Annotated in this window: 17 protein-coding genes; 13 read left to right on the top strand and 4 right to left on the bottom strand. The window is 70.2% G+C overall.

Features of this window, described 5'->3' with window-relative positions; translation table 11 throughout:
• Positions 1-60 precede the first annotated feature (60 nt).
• The 8 genes from ftsZ to CFREN_RS08305 all read left to right on the top strand — a co-directional run bounded on the left by ftsZ (position 61) and on the right by CFREN_RS08305 (position 10678).
• Complete coding sequence (gene ftsZ / locus CFREN_RS08340; protein WP_070519419.1) at positions 61-1347, top strand: cell division protein FtsZ; 1287 nt, start codon at positions 61-63, stop codon at positions 1345-1347.
• Between the two features lie 12 nt (positions 1348-1359).
• Positions 1360-2103 carry a peptidoglycan editing factor PgeF gene (gene pgeF, locus CFREN_RS08335; RefSeq protein WP_209652590.1) on the top strand — a complete coding sequence of 248 codons (744 nt, stop codon included), beginning with the start codon at positions 1360-1362 and terminating at the stop codon, positions 2101-2103.
• 125 nt (positions 2104-2228) lie between these two features.
• Positions 2229-2780 carry a cell division protein SepF gene (gene sepF, locus CFREN_RS08330; RefSeq protein ID WP_070519444.1) on the top strand — a complete coding sequence of 184 codons (552 nt, stop codon included), beginning with the start codon at positions 2229-2231 and terminating at the stop codon, positions 2778-2780.
• Between the two features lie 9 nt (positions 2781-2789).
• The gene (locus CFREN_RS08325; protein WP_070519421.1) at positions 2790-3080 is read left to right on the top strand and encodes a YggT family protein; all 291 of its coding nucleotides are present in this window, start codon (positions 2790-2792) and stop codon (positions 3078-3080) included.
• Positions 3081-3517: 437 nt separating this feature from the next.
• Positions 3518-4549 (top strand): DivIVA domain-containing protein, encoded by a 1032-nt coding sequence (locus CFREN_RS08320; protein WP_070519422.1) that lies wholly within the window; start codon positions 3518-3520, stop codon positions 4547-4549.
• A gap of 409 nt (positions 4550-4958) precedes the next feature.
• On the top strand, positions 4959-8156 hold the full coding sequence (ileS, locus tag CFREN_RS08315) for an isoleucine--tRNA ligase (protein ID WP_209652593.1): 3198 nt from the start codon (positions 4959-4961) through the stop codon (positions 8154-8156).
• A gap of 160 nt (positions 8157-8316) precedes the next feature.
• Entirely contained in the window at positions 8317-9129 is an 813-nt protein-coding gene (locus CFREN_RS08310) for a DUF8548 family protein (protein ID WP_209652595.1), read from the top strand.
• A gap of 58 nt (positions 9130-9187) precedes the next feature.
• Complete coding sequence (locus CFREN_RS08305; RefSeq protein ID WP_209652597.1) at positions 9188-10678, top strand: DNA polymerase IV; 1491 nt, start codon at positions 9188-9190, stop codon at positions 10676-10678.
• On the opposite strand, the gene CFREN_RS08300 is transcribed toward CFREN_RS08305, so the two are convergent.
• On the bottom strand, positions 10675-11619 hold the full coding sequence (locus CFREN_RS08300) for an asparaginase (protein ID WP_209652599.1): 945 nt from the start codon (positions 11617-11619) through the stop codon (positions 10675-10677). The two genes, CFREN_RS08305 and CFREN_RS08300, sit on opposite strands and share 4 nt — an antisense overlap.
• A 121-nt stretch (positions 11620-11740) precedes the next feature.
• Here CFREN_RS08300 and CFREN_RS08295 point away from each other — a divergent pair, with 121 nt between their 5' ends.
• Positions 11741-12430, top strand: a complete 690-nt coding sequence (locus CFREN_RS08295) for a WKL family lipoprotein (RefSeq protein ID WP_035122506.1) — start codon at positions 11741-11743, stop codon at positions 12428-12430.
• A 6-nt stretch (positions 12431-12436) separates the two neighbouring features.
• Here the strand turns inward: CFREN_RS08295 and CFREN_RS08290 are convergent, their stop codons facing one another.
• Positions 12437-13357 carry a hypothetical protein gene (locus CFREN_RS08290; RefSeq protein ID WP_209652601.1) on the bottom strand — a complete coding sequence of 307 codons (921 nt, stop codon included), beginning with the start codon at positions 13355-13357 and terminating at the stop codon, positions 12437-12439.
• A gap of 64 nt (positions 13358-13421) precedes the next feature.
• On the opposite strand from CFREN_RS08290, the gene lspA reads away from it, so the two are divergent.
• The 4 genes from lspA to rarD are packed head-to-tail and all read left to right on the top strand — an operon-like array spanning position 13422 to position 16570.
• The gene (gene lspA, locus CFREN_RS08285; RefSeq protein WP_246580211.1) at positions 13422-14084 is read left to right on the top strand and encodes a signal peptidase II; all 663 of its coding nucleotides are present in this window, start codon (positions 13422-13424) and stop codon (positions 14082-14084) included.
• Positions 14077-15003: an RluA family pseudouridine synthase gene (locus tag CFREN_RS08280; RefSeq protein WP_209652605.1), complete on the top strand. Its 927-nt coding sequence runs from the start codon at positions 14077-14079 to the stop codon at positions 15001-15003. The genes lspA and CFREN_RS08280 overlap by 8 nt, the downstream gene beginning before the upstream one ends.
• On the top strand, positions 15000-15674 hold the full coding sequence (locus CFREN_RS08275; RefSeq protein WP_209652607.1) for a hypothetical protein: 675 nt from the start codon (positions 15000-15002) through the stop codon (positions 15672-15674). Before CFREN_RS08280 ends, CFREN_RS08275 begins: the two co-directional genes overlap by 4 nt.
• A complete protein-coding gene (gene rarD / locus CFREN_RS08270; RefSeq protein ID WP_070519429.1) occupies positions 15671-16570 on the top strand; it encodes an EamA family transporter RarD in 900 nt (299 codons plus the stop codon). The genes CFREN_RS08275 and rarD overlap by 4 nt, the downstream gene beginning before the upstream one ends.
• A 61-nt stretch (positions 16571-16631) precedes the next feature.
• Here rarD and CFREN_RS08265 read toward each other — a convergent pair whose 3' ends face one another.
• Positions 16632-17966 carry a D-arabinono-1,4-lactone oxidase gene (locus CFREN_RS08265; protein ID WP_224369849.1) on the bottom strand — a complete coding sequence of 445 codons (1335 nt, stop codon included), beginning with the start codon at positions 17964-17966 and terminating at the stop codon, positions 16632-16634.
• A complete protein-coding gene (locus CFREN_RS08260; RefSeq protein ID WP_209652611.1) occupies positions 17963-19171 on the bottom strand; it encodes an alanine racemase in 1209 nt (402 codons plus the stop codon). Before CFREN_RS08260 ends, CFREN_RS08265 begins: the two co-directional genes overlap by 4 nt.
• Between the last annotated feature and the right edge of the window lie 134 nt (positions 19172-19305).

The following is a 19305-nucleotide window of genomic DNA, read 5'->3' as shown; positions in this document are numbered from 1 at the left end:
ACGATGATGGGGCGGACAACAAAGCCGGGAACGCAACAAAGGAAGGGCGAGCAGAGCCACATGACCTCCCCGAACAACTACCTCGCCGTGATCAAGGTCGTCGGAGTCGGCGGCGGCGGCGTCAACGCCGTCAACCGCATGATCGAGGAGGGGCTGAAGGGCGTCGAATTCATCGCCGTCAACACGGACTCCCAGGCCCTGATGTTCACCGACGCCGACGTGAAGCTGGACATCGGACGCGAGGCCACCCGCGGCCTGGGCGCCGGTGCGAACCCGGAGGTCGGCCGCACCTCCGCCGAGGACCACAAGGACGAGATCGAGGAGACCCTCAAGGGCGCCGACATGGTCTTCGTCACCGCCGGCGAAGGCGGCGGCACCGGCACCGGTGCGGCCCCGGTCGTCGCATCGATCGCGAAGAAGGCCGGCGCGCTGACCGTCGGCGTCGTCACCAAGCCGTTCTCCTTCGAGGGCAAGCGCCGCACGAAGCAGGCGATGGAGGGCATCGAGCAGCTCAAGGAAGCCTGCGACACGCTCATCGTCATCCCCAACGACCGTCTGCTGCAGATCGGCGAAGAGAACATCGGCATGATGGAGGCCTTCCGCGCCGCCGACGAAGTCCTCTTCAACGGCGTGCAGGGCATCACCGACCTGATCACCACCCCGGGCATGATCAACGTCGACTTCGCCGACGTGCGTTCCGTCATGGCTTCGGCGGGCTCCGCGCTGATGGGCATTGGCTCGGCCCGCGGCGAGAACCGCGCGCAGAAGGCGGCGGAGATGGCCATCAACTCTCCGCTGCTGGAGACCACGATGGAGGGCGCGACGGGCGTGCTGCTGTCCTTCGCCGGCGGTTCCGACATCGGCCTGATGGAGGTCAACCAGGCGGCGACGCTGGTCGAGGAGCAGGCCGACGACGACGCGAACATCATCTTCGGCACGATCATCGACGACAACCTGGGCGACGAGGTCCGCGTGACCGTCATCGCCACCGGTTTCGAGGACCGCGCCCGCAAGGCCACGGTCGCCCCGTCGCAGCCGAAGCCGGAGGCCGAGGAGCGCCCGTCGTCCCTGCCGGGCGGCGACAACCTGGGTGGCGGCGAGCCGGTCCGCGAGCCCGTCCGTGAGCCGGTCGCCCGCGACGAGGTCCGCGATGACCGTCGCGACGAACGCCGCGACGACCGCGACACCGGGTTCACCCCGCGGTCCCGCGTTTCCGGCGGCCTGTTCACCGATGGTTCGCGTCGCGACACCTACCGGGGCGGGCAGCACCGCGACGACCGCCGCGATGACCGTCGCGACGATCGCGCCCCCAAGGACGACGGCCTCGACCTGCCCGGCTGGGCGTAGGGGCTTGGGCCGATGACCGACACCTCCCCGCAGGGGAGCGGAACCCGCCGCGTGCGCAAGGTGCTCACCACCCGCCGCGGCGGGTTTTCCGCGTCCCCGTACGATTCCTTCAATTTGGGCGATCATGTCGGCGATGATCCGGCCGCCGTCGCCGCCAATCGTCGCCGCCTCGCCGAGGGCATGGGGCTGGACCCGGCCCGTTTCGTGTGGATGGAGCAGATCCACTCCAACACGGTCACCGTCATCGACGGGCCCCGCGATGAGCCGGTGCCCGCCACGGATGCGATCGTCACCAGGGTGCCGGACCTGGCGTTGGTCGTCCTCGTCGCCGATTGCGTGCCGGTGTTGCTTTCCGACGACGACGCGGGAGTCATCGCCGCCGTCCACGCCGGACGCATCGGGGCGCGCAACGGGATCGTCGCAAAGGCCGTGGCGGCCATGGTCGAACTCGGGGCGACCCCCGCGAACATCCACGCGTTGCTGGGCGCCGCTGCCGGCGGCGAAAACTACGAAGTGCCCGAAGCGATGGCGGCGGACGTCGAAAAGCATCTGCCGGGATCCCGGACCACGACGACGAAGGGCACCCCGGGCCTCGACGTGCGCGCCGGTCTGATGCGGCAACTGCATGGGCTGGGCGTGACCAACATCAACGCCGAGCCGCGGTGCACGATCGCCGAAACCGACTACTTCTCCTACCGGCGGGAGGGCACGACCGGGCGCCAGGCCGGCGTCGTCGTCCTCGTCGGCGAGGCCTGACGGACGCGGCGGAAAAAGTCCCGGCGCATCACCTCGGCCGGGCGTGTCTGCCCTGTCGGCCACGCCCGCCCGGGTACGTTTGTGAGCAGCACCGCACCACCGACCACGACATGCAAAGGATGAACATGTCCAACTTCTCCAGGAAGTTCTCCGACTTCTTCGGCCTGACCCCGGCCCAGGGCGACGTCGACTTCGACGACCGCTTCGAGCGCGATTCCTACGAGGACGACTACCGCTCGTCCGGCCGCTACGGCCGCGATTACGACGACTACCGCGACTCCGATCGCGACTACCCGTCCCGCGGCGCCGGCGTGCGCGACTACGATCCGCAGGACCGCTCCGACCACGACCTGGACCGCGACGACGCCTACGCCCGTCCGCACCTGCGTCCGCTGGACCGTCCCGTCACCCCGACGGTGCGTCACATCACCCCGAAGACCGACTTCCTGGACAAGTACTCCGAGGCCAAGGACATCGGCGAGGCCTTCCGCGACGGCGACATCGTCGTGTTCGACCTGGTCGACCTCGAGCCGGCCGAGCGCAAGCGCTACCTGGACTTCGTCGCCGGCCTGGCGTTCGCCCTGCGCGGCGTCATCGAGGCCGACGGCACCCGGTTCACGCTGCTGCCCGGGGGCGTCACGCTCTCCGATGCCGAGCGTGACCGACTGTCCGTCTAAGCTTCAGACGTGCAGATTTTCCTCGGCGTACTTCTGATCGCGGTCCAGCTGTTCACCTACCTGCTGCTGGCGCGGATCGTCATCGAGATGATCCAGTCGTTTTCGCGCGCGTGGCAGCCGGGTCGGGCGTTTTCCGTCGTCGGCGAGGTGATCTTCACCATCACCGACCCGCCCGTGAAGGCGCTGCGGAAGGCCATTCCGCCCATGCCGATGGGCGGCGTGCAGCTGGACATGTCCGTGCTGGTGCTCTTCTTCATCCTGATGATCATTCGCATGGTGCTGCAGGGCGTCGCATTCTGATGCCCGCCGACCGGCGGTCCACCACATGGTGGGCCGCCGGTTTTCTTTGTCCCGGCCCGGTCGGGGGTGGGGTTTTCGCCCCGCATCCGACCCGCCGCCGCATATTCGGGGACGGTCGCGGACCGGGGCGCCCGGGGGCGGCGATTGCGGTCATGTGCTCAAAGTCCCAGGTTGAGCGGGAGGTTTAGGGTTTGGGGCGGGTGTTAACCAACCGAACCCGGGTGCATCGAGGGGTTTTCGTGGTGCGCTGGACGTGTGTTGCAGGTGTGATGCCGGTAGTATGGTCCGGGAAGAAACAAGTATCGTCGTTTTTGGATCGCGTTTTCCCGCCCGGAACCCGGGCGAGAGTCCGGTTCCGACGTGCGGGTTCCCGGCCAACGATGGCGGGTGCGTCCCGTGAAAATACAGCGTCCACGAATTTTGAAGGGGAACTCTCCATGCCGCTGACTCCAGCTGATGTGCACAACGTCGCGTTCAGCAAGCCGCCGATTGGCAAGCGCGGCTACAACGAGGACGAGGTCGACCAGTTCCTCGATCTCGTCGAGGACGCGCTGGGCGAGCTGCAGGACGAAAACGCCGACCTGCGCCTGCGCGTCGAGGATCTGGAGCGCGACCTCGAGGACGCCCGCTCCGGTGCGGCCGCCCCCGCCGCGGTCCCGGCTCCCGAGGTCGACGAGACCGCGCTGCGCGCCTCCATCGAGGCCGAGCTCCGCGCCGAGTACGACCGCCGCCTGGAGGAGGAGTCCGCCCGCCTGCGCGCCGAGGCCGAGGACCGCGTCCGCGAGGCCGAGGATCGCGCCGCCGAGGCCGAGTCCCGCGCCGAGGCCGCCGGTTCCGCCGGTTCCGCCGACGCCGGCACCCAGCAGCAGGGCTTCGTGTCCGCCCCGGCCGCCGCCGACGAGCCCGCCACGGCCGACACCCACATGCAGGCCGCCCGCGTCCTGGGCCTGGCCCAGGAGATGGCCGACCGCCTCACCTCGGACGCCAAGCGCGAGTCCGACGAGATGCTGTCGATCGCCCGCACCAACTCCGAGAGCACCATCGCCGACGCCGACGCCCGCGCCGAGGAGACGCTGTCCTCCGCCCGCCGCGAGGCCGACGAGACCCTGGCCGACGCCCGCCGCCGCTCCGAGCAGATGATCTCCGAGGCGCAGACGGAGTCCGAGACCACCCTCAACGACGCCCGCCAGCGTTCCGAGCAGATGATCTCCGACGCCGACGCCCGCTCCTCGGCGACCATCAGCACCGCCCAGGAGAAGGCCGCCGAGCTGCAGGCCGATGCCGAGCGCAAGCACACCGAGATCATGACCACCGTCAACGAGCAGCGCGAGGCCCTCGAGGCCCGCATCGAGGAGCTGCACATCTTCGAGCGCGAGTACCGCACCCGCCTGAAGACCTTCCTCGAGTCCCAGCTGGAGGACCTCAACTCCCGCGAGTCCGCCGCTCCGGCCGACGGCTACAACAACTAGCCGCAACAACCGACCGGGCCGAAAGGCTCCGTGCGCGGGGCGTCGTAAAGCGACCCCGCACGCAGGCGCCCGCCCCGTTCCCGCATCGCGCGGGACACGGGGCGGGCGCTTCGCCGTTGCGTGCCGGCCCGTCTATACTTGTGCCTCGTATGCGCGATGATCCGGCAATCACCGGGGAGCGTTCCGGAAGAACGGCGCCGACCGCGCCCCGCAGTCACCAGCGGCGGGGCAGGGGACGCGCCCAGTAGAACCGGACGGGTCGGGCCCGCACAGCCCGGACGATGAGCGGGCCGCGCTCCTCCCGACGAAGGGGGAAACCGGTCAAGCGGGGTGGTACCGCGCCGGCAGGCGTCCCCGTGGCACTTTTCACCCGGCCCAGGCCGGGGACCAGCGACCATGGAGGACCAACGTGAACAAGCCCACCCCCGCAGGCGGCGCCTATCCCCGCACCGACCAGTTCGGTGACGTCTCCGGCAGCCCCAGCTTCCCGGCCCTCGAGGACCGCGTCCTCGACTTCTGGGCGTCCGACGACACGTTCCGCGCGTCGATCGACGAGCGCGACGGCGCCGAGGAGTACGTGTTCTACGACGGCCCGCCGTTCGCCAACGGCCTGCCGCACTACGGCCACCTGCTGACGGGCTACGTCAAGGACATCGTCCCGCGCTACCAGACCATGCGCGGCAAGCAGGTCAACCGCGTCTTCGGCTGGGACTGCCATGGCCTGCCCGCCGAGCTGGAGGCCGAAAAGCAGCTCGGCATCACAGACAAGGGCCAGATCGAGGACATGGGCCTGGCCAAGTTCAACGAGTACTGCGCCTCCTCCGTGCTGGAGTACACCAACGAATGGCAGGAGTACGTCACCCGCCAGGCGCGCTGGGTCGACTTCGAAAACGGCTACAAGACCATGGACCCCGGGTTCATGGAGTCGGTGATGTGGGCGTTCAAGGAGCTCTACGACAAGGGCCTGATCTACCAGGGGTTCCGCGTCCTGCCGTACTCGTGGGCCGAGCACACCTCGCTGTCGAACCACGAGACCCGCCTGGACGACTCGTACAAGATGCGCCAGGACCCGACGCTGACGGTGACGTTCCCGATCACCGGCGCGGTGGCCGGGTCGGCGGGCGAGTCGACGCTGGCGGAGCATCCGGAGCTTGCCGACGCCGCCGCCCTGGCGTGGACGACCACCCCGTGGACCCTGCCGTCCAACCTGGCGCTGGCCGTGCACCCCGACGTCGAGTACTCGCTGGTCCGCGTCGGGGAGAAGGGGCTGGCCGAGTTCGTCGGCCGCACCTTCCTGCTGGCGTCCAACCTGGTCGGGTCCTTCGCCAAGGAGCTGGGCAAGGACCGCGAGGTCGTGGCCACCTACACCGGCGCGCAGCTGGAGGGCCTGATCTACCAGCCGATCTTCGACTTCTTCGCCGACCAGCCCAACGCCTTCCAGATCCTCGTGGCCGACTACGTCACCACCGAAGACGGCACCGGCATCGTCCACCAGGCCCCGGCCTTCGGTGAGGACGACATGATCACCTGCCAGCGCTACGGCATCGAGCTGGTCATCCCGGTGGACATGGACGGCAAGTTCACGTCCCTGACCCCGCCGTACCAGGGCCAGCTGGTCTTCGACGCCAACAAGGACATCATCCGCGACCTGAAGTCGGCGGTCCGCGTGGTGCGCCACCAGACCATCGAGCACTCCTACCCGCACTCGTGGCGTTCGGGCGAGCCGCTGATCTACATGGCGCTGCCGTCGTGGTTCGTGGCCGTGACCAAGTTCCGCGACCGCATGGTCGAGCTCAACCGCGAGCAGATCGAGTGGATGCCGGAGCACATGCGCGACGGCCAGTTCGGCAAGTGGCTCGAGGGCGCCCGCGACTGGAACATCTCGCGTTCGCGCTACTGGGGTTCGCCGATCCCGGTGTGGGTGTCCGACGACGACGCGTACCCGCGCGTCGACGTGTACGGCTCCCTGGAGGAGCTGGAGCGTGACTTCGGTCGCCGCCCCAAGTCGCTGCACCGCCCGGACATCGACGAGCTGGTCCGCCCGAACCCGGATGACCCGACGGGCAAGTCGATGATGCGCCGCGTGCCGGAGGTCCTGGACTGCTGGTTCGAGTCCGGCTCCATGCCGTTCGCGCAGAAGCATTACCCGTTCGAGAACAAGGAGTGGTTCGACACCCACTCGCCGGCGGACTTCATCGTCGAGTACTCGGGCCAGACCCGAGGCTGGTTCTACACGCTGCACGTGCTGTCGACGGCGCTGTTCGATCGCCCGGCGTTCAAGAAGGTCGTCGCCCACGGCATCGTGCTGGGCAACGACGGCCTGAAGATGTCGAAGTCGAAGGGCAACTACCCGAACGTCAACGAGGTCTTCCAGCGCGACGGTTCCGACGCGATGCGCTGGTTCCTGATGTCCTCGCCGATCCTGCGCGGCGGCAACCTGATCGTCACCGAGCAGGGCATTCGCGAGGGCGTGCGCCAGGCGTTGCTGCCGACGTGGAACGCCTACTCCTTCCTGCAGCTCTACGCCTCCAAGCCGGCGCAGCGGGCGACGGATTCGGACAACGTGCTGGACCGGTACATCCTGGCCAAGTTGGCGGCGACGGTGAAGGCGACGACGGCCAAGCTGGACGACACGGACATCGCCGGGGCGACCGACGAGATCCGTTGGTTCTGCGATGCCCTGACCAACTGGTACGTGCGCCGTTCCCGCGATCGTTTCTGGGCGGGCGACGAGGAGCACCCGGAGGCCTTCAACACCCTGTACACCGTGCTGGAGACCCTGACGCGCCTGGCGGCGCCGATGCTGCCGATGGCGTCGGAGGTCATCTGGAAGTCCCTGACCGGCGGCCGTTCGGTGCACCTCGAGCCGTGGCCCACCGCAGACGAGCTTTCCGACGACGCGGCGCTCGTTGCAGCGATGGATGACGTTCGTGCGGTGTGTTCGGCGTCCTCGCGGGTGCGCAAGGCGCATCAGCTGCGCAACCGTCTGCCCCTGCCGAAGCTGACGGTGGCCATCCCGGACGCGAGTGCGCTGGAGCCGTTCAAGGACATCATCCGCGACGAGGTCAACGTCGACGACGTGGTGTTGACCGAGGACGTCGCCTCCGTCGGCCGCTTCGAGGTCGCGGTGAACGCCCGGGCGGCGGGCCCGCGCCTGGGCAAGGACGTGCAGACGGTGATCAAGGCCGTGAAGTCCGGCGATTACGAGGTCGTCGACGGCGTGGTCGTCGCCGGCGGCATCGCGCTGGAGGACGGCGAGTACACCCGCCGTCTGGTCGCCGACGACGCCGAGTCCACCGCCGAGGTCGACGGCGTCGACGGCCTGGTCGTCCTGGACATGACGGTCACGGAGGAACTGGAGTCGCGCGGCTGGGCGGCCGACCGCATCCGCGGCCTGCAGGACGCCCGCAAGGCCGCCGGCCTGGAGATCACCGACCGCATCACGGTGACCGTGAACGTCCCGGCCGAGCGCGCCGAGTGGGCCGAGCGCCACAAGGACCTCATCGCCGCGGAGGTGCTGGCGACGTCGTTCGAGGTCGTCGTCGACGGTGACGCCCTGACCCACGACCTTGGCGACGGCTGCACCGCCGACGTCGTCAAGGCCTAGCCGACGGCGCGGATCGGGGAGCATCCACAGCCCCCGATCGATCCACAGTTCCACCTTCGGCCCCCGCCTCCCGAGCAGCGCTCGGCGGGCGGGGGCCGTAACGTTTCCGGCGACGGGCACCGGATGGGCCGGGCCCGCAAATGACGAGGGGGAATCGGGGATGAAGGACGAATCGGCGATGAACGACGCGGCGTGGGAGGAGTTCGTCGGCCCGGGACCGGAGGAGCTGGAGTACCTGGGCACGGTCGATGCCGTGGCGCGGTTGCTGGAGGAGGAGTTCGGGCCGGGCAAGACGTGGCCGTGGACGTGGGCGCGCCGGGCGGACATCGCCGAATGCATCATCGACGCGGTGTTTTCCGTGCGGGCGCGCAACGCCGACGTGGATCGGATCGTCGACCGGTGGCGGCACTGGCAGATGGAGGAGGGCATCGCGGCGGTCACGGCGTGGGATCTGGCCGTGGCGCTGCGCAACCTGCCGGGGCTGAAGGGCACCGGGCCCATCCGCGGGCCGGAGGAGGAGCCCGCCGCGCGTCGCCCGGTGTTCCCGCGCAACCGCATTGCGGGGCGGCTGAAGACGACGATCGCCGAGGAAGCGGCCACGGTGCTCGACGACGCGGGCATCGTGGGCCTGGAGAGCTTCCGCCGACGCCTGCGCATCAGCCCGATGGCCCTGCGCAACGAATGGACGAGCGTGCACGGATTGGGGGAGACGTCGTTTTGCCACATGCGCCTGCTCGCCGGCTCCGATGCGTTGGATCCGGGAGTGCGGGTGCTGCGGTACCTGGGAATGGGCAGGGCGGTGCCGGTGTCGTGGGCCAAGGACGTCATCGTCGGTGTCGCGGATGCGATGGATGTGCCGCCGGTGGCGGTCGAGTACGCGCTGTCGCTGGTGACCGCACGCTCCCACGTGCGGTCGACGAAAAAGGACGCGGATGCGGTGCGGGGAGGGCGACGGGACCTCGACGTCGCGTGATGCGCCGGACGGAGCCCGCGCAGGACCGGTCGATGCGCGGCGCCTATGCTGGGCAATCATGCATCGCTGGGTCCTCCACATCGACATGGACGCGTTCTACGCGTCCGTCGAACAGCTGACCCGGCCGACGCTGCGGGGCCGGCCGGTGCTGGTCGGCGGCGTCAGCGGCCGTGGAGTCGTCGCCGGCTGCTCCTACGAGGCCCGCGCCCACGGCGCCCATTCGGCCATGCCGATGATGCAGGCCAGACGGCTCATGCCGCCCGGCGCCGTCGTCGTCGGCCCCCGCAAGGGCATCTACGGACCCGTGTCGCGGCGGGTGTTCTCCATCATCCGCGACCGGGTTCCCGTGGTCGAGCAGCTCAGCGTCGACGAGGCGTTCATGGAGCCCGCCGAACTCGTCGGCGCCGACGCCGCGACGGTGGAGGAATGGGCCCAACGGCTGCGGGCCGACATCCGCGACCAGACGGGCCTGCCGTCGTCGATCGGGGCGGGGCCGGGCAAGCAATTCGCCAAGATCGGTTCGGGGCTGGCGAAACCGGATGGGGTCTACATCATCGAAAGGTCCCGGCAGCACGAACTGCTGGACCCGCTGCCCGTCGGCAAGCTCTGGGGAGTCGGACCGGTGTCGGAAGCCAAGTTGAAGGCGCAGGGCGTGGAAACGATCGCCGACTTCGCGGCCCTCAAGCCGCGCGACGTGGAGCTCACCCTGGGGCGCACGGTCGGGCCCGCGCTGCAGCTGCTGGCCCGCGGCATCGACGACCGGCCGGTGAAGGAACGGGACATCGCGAAGTCCATTTCCGCCGAGTACACCTACCCGCGCGACCTCGAATCCATGGCGCAGGTGCATTCGGCCATCGAGCGCGCCGGGCACAAGGCCCACGGGCGGCTGCTTTCCGACGGCCGCGGCGCCCGCACCATCACCGTCAAGGTGCGGTTGTCCGATCTGAGCTTGCACACGAGGTCGGAGACGCTGCCGTACGCGACGCAGGACGCGGAGACGCTGCTGTCGGTGGCCCACCGGCTGGCGTTCGACCCGGCCTCGATCGGTCCGGTGCGGCTGGTGGGCGTGGGGCTGTCCGGACTCGACGCGACGATGCAGTCGGTGCTTTTCCCGGAATTGGATCGCGGCCACGTCGTGGAGGACACCGTCCCGGGCCTGGCCGACGTGCCCGCCGGACTGGTGGAGCTCACCGGCGACGGCACGCTGCCCACGTTTCGCGCCTCGGATTCGAAGTGGGCGCCGACGTCCGACGTCCACCATCCCGAATACGGGCACGGGTGGGTGCAGGGGGCGGGCCATGGTGTGGTGTCGGTGCGTTTCGAGTCGCGGACGACGGGGCCGGGCCGCGCAATCAGCCTGGCCGAGGACGACCCGGACCTGCGCGAATGCTCGCCGCTGTGCAGCCTCGACTGGGAGGACTGGTTCACCGAGCATGACGACGCCGCCGAATGGGCGGACCAACCGCCCAAGGAAACCGGCGCGCCGGCGGATGCCGCCGACCCCGGGGCGACGGGCGAAAACCCGGAAGCCCGGAACCCGAATCCCTAGAACAGGGTCTGCGGGTGCACGCCGGCGGCGATGGCGGCGGCGAGGATGATGCGCGCCTGCGGGGCGTGGACGCAGCCGGAACCGACGACGCCGCGGGCGGCCAGCGTCGCGCCACCGCCGGCGCCGCCGTAGCTGCCGTGGACGTCGCCGCGGGGCACGCGGGTGCACATGACCACCGGGATGTCCGCCTCCAGCGCGCGGCCGATCGCCGCGGCCATGTCGGTGCCGACGTTGCCGGCGCCCATGCCCTCGACGACCAGGCCCGCGGCGCCGGCGTCGACTGCGGCGTCGACGAACGTCCCGTCGCTTCCGGCGTGCGCGGCGATGATGTCCACGCGGACGTCGGAAAGCTCCTTGAGGGGCAGGGGAGCGGGGCGCACCGGATCCTCGGGGGCGTTGGTGGCGAAGCCCAGCTCATCGGTGGTGTGCCACTTCACGGCGCCGCGCACGGGCAACACCGCGTGGCCGAAGACGATGAGCACGCCGATGCCGCGGGCGGAGGCGTCCATCGCCACGACCATGGCCTCGAAGAGGTTGTTCGGGCCATCGGCCTCCGGGTGGTCGGCCGGTTTCTGCGAGCCGGTGAAGACGACCGGACGTTCGTCGGCGTGGAAGACGTCGACGGCCATCGCAGTCTCCTCCATCGAGTCGGTGCCGTGCGTGACGACGACTCCGTCGACGGAGGGATCGGCGAAGACCTCGTGGATGACGGCGTTGAGTTCGTCGACCTCCGCCAGGGTCATCGACGCCGAGTCGAGGTGGGCGACTTCGCGGACCTCGATTTCGACGGAACCGGCGGGGAACCGGTCGGCGATCGGACGGACCAGGGATTCCCCGTCGAGGGTGGGCAGCAGATGCCCCTGTCGGTCGCTGGTGCAGGCGATCGTTCCGCCGGTGGTCAGGACGACGAGGCGGGCGGGCGTGGCATCGGTGTCGGACATGCGCACCACTCTACGGAGGTGCCGACGGGTGTAGAATCGTCGGGCGTACCGAACAAACCGGAAACACCGCCAAAGGATCCCGGGCCCGGCCGTCGGCCCGCCCGGTCCGATGAGGAGTGACATGAAGTTCCACCGAAGCCTGACCGCGACGCTGATCGCGGGCGTCACCGCACTGAGCCTCGCGGCGTGCGGCGATGACGGGGAGGGCACCGACGAGTCCACCTCGGCCACCACGACGTCGACGGCGGAGGTTGCGGCGTTCCCGACGGCCATGGAGCTCAACGACATCCTGGCCCGCGCCACCGACCCGAACCTGCCGATCGAGGAGAAGACCCAGACCGTCGAAAACGGCGAGGAAGCCGCGGAGCTTTTCGACGTCATGACGCGCTCGAAGGAGGAGTCGGGTGCGACCCTCGAGGTCGTGGAGCCGGTGCTGCCCGGTTACACCCCCGACTCCGTGCTGGCGGGCGTGAACTTCATCCTGCCGGAGCAGGAGCCCCAGCTGATCGAGAGCGTCGAGTTCCGCAACGTCGACGGCCAGTGGAAGCTGTCGCAGACGTGGGCGTGTGAGCTGGTGAAGAACGTCGCCCCGGACCAGGTGCCGCCGATGTGCCTGCCCGAGGGCGTCGAGCCCCCGCCGCCGGCCGAGGAGGATCCGGCCGCGCCGGACGCTCCGCCGGCCGAGCCCGCGCCGGATGCTCCGCCGGCTGAACCGGCCCCGGAGGCCCCGCCGGCCGAGCCCGCCCCCGAGGCGCCGCCGGCTCCGGAGGCTCCCCCGGCCGAGCCGGCCCCGGAGGCCCCGCCGGCCTAAGTCCGGCTACTTGCCGAACTGCACGGCCCGGTGGAACTGCTGGACGATGCGGGCATCGGGGCCCATGCCGTCGCCGGTGTCCGCGTCCGTCCGCTCGCCGTAGGTGATCGTGGTGACGTAGTCGATGAGGCCCGCGGTCGGCAGCGGAGAGCCGAGGTCGATGGACAGCTCACCGGTGCGGGTCTCGGTGCCGGAGTCGACGACGTGCAGGGTCAGGCCGTCGCCGGCGTCGAGCGCGGTGACGGTGGGGGACTGTTCGACCTCGACGTCGAGCTCCACGTCGTCTCCGTCGCGGGACTCGAGGGTGAAGGTCAGCGTCTGGCGCTGCGAGGAATCGCCGCCGACGTGGCTTTCCACGGTCCAGACCGCGCCGGGGGCGATGGGCTCGGAGGGGAAGACGATGGGCAGCCGCGCCCATTGCAGCAGCGCCGCCTCGGTGCCGGCGCGGGCGGTGTCGGTGGACTCCTCGGGGGCGCCGACGCGCAGTTCGAGCATGCGGCCGGCGGCGTCGCCGTCCCACATCGCCACGAACCCTTCGGCGGTGGCGATGTCGTCGTTGAGTTCGGCGTTGGAGCCGAAGGGCACGCCGAGCTCGGCTTCGGCGGAGCGTTCGTCGCCGGTGCCGGAGGCGGTGACGGTGACGGGCATCTCCAGGCGGGTGTCCGGGGTCGTGGAGTTGGCCGACTCGTCCGCGCCGTCGCCCTCGGCGCGCTGGGTGAAGCCCTGGGTGACGATGATCGACGTTTCCTGCGTCGCCCCGTCATCGGCCCATTCGACGACGTCGGCGGCACCGTCGCCCGCGTCGACGAGGGTGACCGTGGGGATTTCCAGCGGCACCGGGGCGGTCTCGGGCGTGGAGTCGGAGGCGCAGCCGGACAGGGCCAGGCCGGCGGCGAGCAACATGGGGGCAAGGCGACGCATCTTCACCCGGTCCAGGCTACCTTCGCAGCGTCGTTGGCCCCGAACGGGGGACATGGGCGATGATGGGCGGGTGACCAATTCCCGCACCCCAGGATCAGCGACGAGTTCCCCGCCCGGCCCCGCCCCCGCTCGGCGGTGGTCGGATCGGCGCCCGAAGCGCGGGCTGCTGGCCGCGACGGTGGCGGCGGTGGCCGTGGTCGACCAGGTGACGAAGATCATCGCGGTCGACGCGTTGGAGGGCGAGCCTCCGGTGGACGTGATCGGGCAGTGGTTCCAGTTGACGCTGCTGCGCAACCCCGGTGCGGCCTTTTCCATGGGCACGGAGTCGACGTGGTTGTTCACCACGATCCAGATCGCGTTCATCGTCGCCGTGGCCGTCGGTTCGAAGTGGCTGCGCACGCCGTGGCCGGCGGTGTCGGCGGGGCTCATCGCCGGTGGCGCGGCGGGCAACCTCATCGACCGGCTGTTCCGCGATCCGTCGTTTTACTTCGGGCACGTGGTCGACTTCCTGTCGGTGCGCGGTTTCGCCGTGTTCAATCTCGCCGATGCCGCGATCACCGTGGGCGTGATCATGTTGGCGGCGTGGATCATGTTCTCCTCGGACGTCGACGAACTCGTGGGGGATTCCGCGGACGAGGACGACGGGGATGAGGCGGGCGCCGTCGCAAAGCGTGACGACGACCAGCTGGACGCCGACCACCGCGAGCGAGGGGAGAGTGGCGTCGATGCGTGAGACCAGGCAAATGCCTGTGCCGCCGGGGTTGGCGGGGATGCGCGTGGACGCCGGGCTGGCCAAGCTGCTGGGCCTGTCGCGCACCGCGGCCGCCGAGCTGGCGGCAGCCGGAGACGTGCAGATCGACGGCGCCACCGTCGGCAAATCGGACCGGTTGCAGGAAGACGCGTGGCTGTCGGTGCTGCTGCCCGAGGTGAAGGCGCCGTTGATGCCCAAGGAGGAACTCGTCGAGGGCATGGACGTGCTCTACCACGACAGTGACCTGGTGGCCGTGCACAAGCCCGTCGGCGTCGCCGCCCACCCGTCGGTGGGATGGACCGGGCCGACCGTCATCGGTGGCCTGGCCGCGGCGGGGTTCCGCATCTCCACGTCGGGCCCGCCGGAGCGGCAGGGCATCGTGCAGCGCCTCGACGTCGGCACCTCCGGCGTGATGGTCGTGGCCTGCTCCGAGCGCGGGTACTCGGTGCTCAAGCGGGCGTTCAAGAACCGCGAGGTGACCAAGACGTACCACGCGCTGGTGCAGGGCCACCCCGATCCGTCGTCGGGCACCATCGACGCCGCCATCGGCCGGCACCCGTCGGCCGGGTGGCGCTTCGCCGTGCGCCGCGACGGCAAACCCGCTGTGACCCACTACAAGACCCTGGAGGCCTTCGCCCCCGCCACCTTGCTGGAGGTCGGGCTGGAAACCGGCCGCACCCACCAGATCCGCGTGCATTTCTCCGCCCTCAACCACCCGTGCTGCGGCGACCCGATGTACGGCTCCGACGAGGCGCTGTCCGAGAAGCTCGGCCTGACCCGCCAGTGGCTCCACGCGGTGTCCGTCGGGTTCCGGCATCCCGCCGACGGACGCTGGATGGAAATCGACTGCCCGTACCCCGATGACCTGCAGCACGCCCTCGACGTGCTGAGGGCGCAGTGAGCCGCCACCGGGCCCCGGAGCCCGAGAAGAAGTCCGGCGAGGGCGTCGGCCCGGTTGCGGCGGCCATCTCCCTCGTGTGCGTGATCGGCCTGGCCGTCGTGCTGGTGGTCATGGCCGGGTCCGACCGGGTCCACGGTCCCATGAACGTCAACGGCGACGTCGTCGGCGTCGAATCCGGCGAGCCCCTCGCCGACTATGCGGCGCGTGCCTCGGAGTCGCTGCGCACCCCGCCGCCGCTGGCCGACGGGTCCACCGCCGACGTCAACGCACGCCACTGGGCGCTGGTGTCCTTCGACCCGCCGGCCGACGCCGCCACCGCCGCAGCCGCCGTCGACGGCATCGACGGGTTGCGCGTGGGCACGATGTTCGTCGGGCCAACCGTTTCGCGCAGCCTGCCCGAACCCGTCGCCGGCACCCCCCGCGCCGACGTCTTCGCCCGCGAACTCGACCTGATCGGACGCTCCGCCGGAATCGCCGCCGAGGGCGACCACGGCGTCGGGATCACCGGCCTGCTCGTGCGCGGCACCCTCGGCCAGCTCCGGTCGATCGAGGGCCGCCCCGGCGTCGTCGCCGTCGAGGCGCTGGCCGCCGACGCGGTCGTCGGGCGTTTCGGCGTCCGACCGCTGCCGCTGCCCGAACCGGAACCGGCACCCGATATGGTGGCGCCGTGATTCAGACCTTCCTCGCTTATCTGCTGTGGGGCGGGTTCCCCCTGTATTTCCCGCTCCTGCAACCGGCCGGCCCGGTGGAGATCCTCGCGCACCGGTTCGTGTGGACCCTCGTCGTCATGGCCATCCTGCTGCTGGTCATGCGCAAGTGGCGGGAGCTGCGCGAAGCCTCGGCGCGGACCTGGCTGGTCGTCGCGGCGGCGTCGTTCGTCATCGCCATCAACTGGGGCGTGTACGTCTACGCCGTCAACACCGGCCACATCGCCGAAGCCGCGTTGGGTTACTTCATCAACCCGCTGGTCTCCGTGCTGCTGGGCGTGGTCTTCCTCAAGGAGAGCCTGTCGCCGCTGCAGAAGCTGTCGGTGGCCATCGCCACCGTTTCGGTGATCGTGCTGACCATCGGCGTCGGCAGGCCCCCGATCCTGGCCCTGCTGTTGGCCTTCAGCTTCGGCTTCTACGGTCTGCTGAAAAAGCAAGTCCGTCTGTCGGCGACGGCGTCGCTGACGGCGGAGTCGCTCATCATGGCGCCGCTGGCCGTCGCCTACCTGATCTATCTGGGTCGCCAGGGCACGGGCACCTTCACCACCCACGGCATCGGACACGCGCTGCTGCTGATGTCGGCCGGCGTCGCCACGGCGCTGCCGCTGCTGCTGTTCGGCATCGGCGCGAAGAAGATCCCGCTGACCACCGTCGGCCTGATGCAGTACATGACGCCGATGATGCAGATGTTCATCGCCGTCTTCATCGCCGGCGAACACCTCGAGCCCATCCGTTGGGTCGGTTACGTCATCATCTGGGTGGCCGTGGCCGTCTTCGTCGCCGACATCGTGCTGCGCCACGGCCGCACGCGCCGGCGCCGTCGGGTCGAACCCCTCGCCGCAGACGACGACGGGGAGTGACGACGGGGAGCAGCGTCCGCGGCCCGGTGGGTGGCGTCGGCAACCCACCGGGGCTCCACGGCTAACCCTCGAACAGGCCGCGCAGGTGATCGTTGAGGAACACGCCGTCCGGATCCACCCGGCGGCGCAGCTCCGCGACGTCGTCGAAAAGCGGGTACCGCTCGCGCAACTGCTCGGCGCCCAACGTGTGCAACTTGCCCCAATGCGGACGGCCGCCCGCGGCGAGGAAAATCGGCTCGAGCAACTTGAAGTACTCGCGGTAATCCTCGCGGTAGTAGCGGTGGACGGCGATGTACGCGCTGTCGCGGCCGTAGGCGGTGGACAGGGCGACGTCATCGCCCTTGGCGGCGCGGATCTCCATGGGGAACGACACCCAGGCGCGGTGGCGGTCGATGGTGCGGCGCACCTCGTCGAGGACCTCCGGCAGCGACTCCAGCGGCACGGCGTACTCCATCTCGGAGAAGCGGACGCGGCGCGGCGAGACGAACACCTTGTGGGCGTCGTCGACGTAGCGGCGGGTGGTGACGGTCTTCGCGGCGAGGGCGTTGAGGCGGCGGGTCAGCTTCGGGGTGGCCTTCGCCAGTTCGCAGACGGCCATCAGGCCGGCGTTGTTGATGACCTCGTCGGAGATGAACTCCCCGGCCCGGTTCAGCAGGCCGGAGGTGGGGGAGCCGTCGGCGTTTTCGATGCCGGGCAGGCGGGTGTTTTCCTTGACCAGCGCCAGGTCGGTGCCGGGGAACCAGTAGAACTCCATGTGGTCGACGGCGGCGACGCGTTCGGGGAAGGTGCGCCGGACCTCGTCGAAGTCCTCGGCGTGTTCGTCGGCGGCCAGGCGGAACGCGGGCACGCTTTCCAGGGTCAGCTCGGTGAGCACGCCGAAGACGCCCAGCCCCAGGCGGGCCAGGCGGAACAGTTCGCCGGCGACGCCCGGCGCGCCCTCGTACGCGTGGATTTCCTCGCCGTCGGCGCCGACGATGCGGAAGCCCTTGACCATGCCGGCGAAACCGGTGAAGCCCAGTCCGGTGCCGTGGGTGCCGGTGGACACCGCGCCGGCCACCGCCTGCGGGTCGACGTCGCCCTGGTTGGCCAGCGCCAGACCCTGCGGGCGGAGGATGCCGGGCACGTCGCGCAGTCGGGTGCCGGCGCGCAGGGTGATGGTGCCGGCGTCGTCGTCGCGGCCGACGAAACCGGCCATGTTGTCCAGCTGGATCCGGTGGCCGTCGGTGACGGCGACGGGCGTGAAGGAATGCCCCGCGCCCAGGGGGCGCACCGTGCTTTGCGACGACCTGGCGTCACGGATGATGCGGCCGATTTCCCCGGCATCGGCCGGTTGGTGGACGGTGCCGGGCACGCAGGTCTGGGTGCGCGCCCAGTTGCTCCACTGCTTGTCCTTCACGAGTAGATCAGTCCCTTCCCTCGGTAGGTGGCCCAACGGCCGACGATGGCGCCGTCGGAGACGACGATGGCGGTGTTGGCGTGTTCGGCGGTTTCGCCGGCCTTGGTGTGGCGGAACCACACGGGGGCGCCGATGCGCAGGGTGTGGGCGGCGTCGCCGGTCAGCGGGGTCTGCACTTCGCCGGGGCCCTCGTCCGGGGCGTAGGTCAGGCCGGCGGGGAACACGGGGCTGGGCAGGCGGTCTCGGCCGGCCGGTCCCGACGCGATGCGGCCGCCGCCGGCGACGGTGACGGTGTTCTTCTTCGGGCGCCTGACGACGGGCAGGACAAACCAGCTGGCCGGCCGCAGGGTGAAGGCGCGGTAGTTGTCGAACAGCGTCGGTGCGACGAATCCGGATCCGGCGGCTGCCTCGGTGACGGCGGGTTCCGCGCACGTCGATTCCAGCGAGCCGGTGCCGCCGCCGTTGACCAGTTCGAGCGGGCCGACGACGGCTTCGACGGCGGCGACGACCTTCGCGCGGCGGGTGGCCAACTCCTTGCGGGCGAGTTTCTGCATCAGCCGGATGGCCGCGTCGCGGGGGCCGGTGCCCGCGTCGCCGACGCCGGCGATGTGGCCCTCGTACATCATCACGCCGATGACCCGCAGCCCCGGCGTGGAATCGACGGCGCGCGCCAGATCGGCCGCCTGGCGGGGCGAGTGCGTGGGCGAGCGCAGCGTGCCGACGTGCACGCCGGGGGCGGGCCGCCACGACGCGTCGACGTCGAGGCACACGCGCAGCGGCGCATCCTCCGACGCGTGGCGGGCCACCGCGGGCAGCTGCTCGGCGGAATCGACCATGATCGCGATGGCGGCGCGGGCGTCGGCGTCGGCGGCCAACTCGGCCAGCGCCGCGTCATCGGCCGTGGGGTAGGCGACGAGGATGTCGTCGCTGATTCCTTCGGCGTGCAGCATGAGCGCTTCGGGCAGCGTATAGGCGAGCACCCCCTGGAAACCGGGCTTTGCCAGGACGTGCTTGATCAGCTCGGGGATCCGCAGCGACTTCGACGCCACGCGGATCGGCGTTCCGCCGGCGCGGCGGAGCATGTCCTCCGCATTGGCGTCGACGGCGTCGAGGTCGACGACGAGGGCGGGCAGGCGCTCGTCGGCGACCGCAGCCCGGAGCCGCCGGGGCACGGGGTCGGATGCGGGGAGGGCCGGTGCATTCATGCGGGGAAGGTTACTCCCCGAAAACGAAAGATACGGACGAATCGACCAAGATCGTCAACGCCGCAGGGGTGTCGGGGCGGCGAACGCGGTGAAGGTCGACGTCGTAAAGCGAAAAAGCCCCGCATCACCCGACG

The sequence above is a fragment of the Corynebacterium freneyi genome, from assembly GCF_030408835.1.
Taxonomy (GTDB): Bacteria; Actinomycetota; Actinomycetes; order Mycobacteriales; family Mycobacteriaceae; genus Corynebacterium; species Corynebacterium freneyi.
Note: the sequence above shows the minus strand (reverse complement) of the source record. Positions and strands in the feature narration are given on the sequence as shown.

Coding starts and splice junctions, on each gene's coding strand:
- ftsZ (WP_070519419.1), top strand. CDS start 61: ATGACCTCCCCGAACAACTACCTCGCCGTGATCAAGGTCGTCGGAGTC.
- pgeF (WP_209652590.1), top strand. CDS start 1,360: ATGACCGACACCTCCCCGCAGGGGAGCGGAACCCGCCGCGTGCGCAAG.
- sepF (WP_070519444.1), top strand. CDS start 2,229: ATGTCCAACTTCTCCAGGAAGTTCTCCGACTTCTTCGGCCTGACCCCG.
- CFREN_RS08320 (WP_070519422.1), top strand. CDS start 3,518: ATGCCGCTGACTCCAGCTGATGTGCACAACGTCGCGTTCAGCAAGCCG.
- CFREN_RS08310 (WP_209652595.1), top strand. CDS start 8,317: ATGAAGGACGAATCGGCGATGAACGACGCGGCGTGGGAGGAGTTCGTC.
- CFREN_RS08305 (WP_209652597.1), top strand. CDS start 9,188: ATGCATCGCTGGGTCCTCCACATCGACATGGACGCGTTCTACGCGTCC.
- CFREN_RS08300 (WP_209652599.1), bottom strand. CDS start 11,619: ATGTCCGACACCGATGCCACGCCCGCCCGCCTCGTCGTCCTGACCACC.
- CFREN_RS08295 (WP_035122506.1), top strand. CDS start 11,741: ATGAAGTTCCACCGAAGCCTGACCGCGACGCTGATCGCGGGCGTCACC.
- CFREN_RS08280 (WP_209652605.1), top strand. CDS start 14,077: ATGCGTGAGACCAGGCAAATGCCTGTGCCGCCGGGGTTGGCGGGGATG.
- CFREN_RS08260 (WP_209652611.1), bottom strand. CDS start 19,171: ATGAATGCACCGGCCCTCCCCGCATCCGACCCCGTGCCCCGGCGGCTC.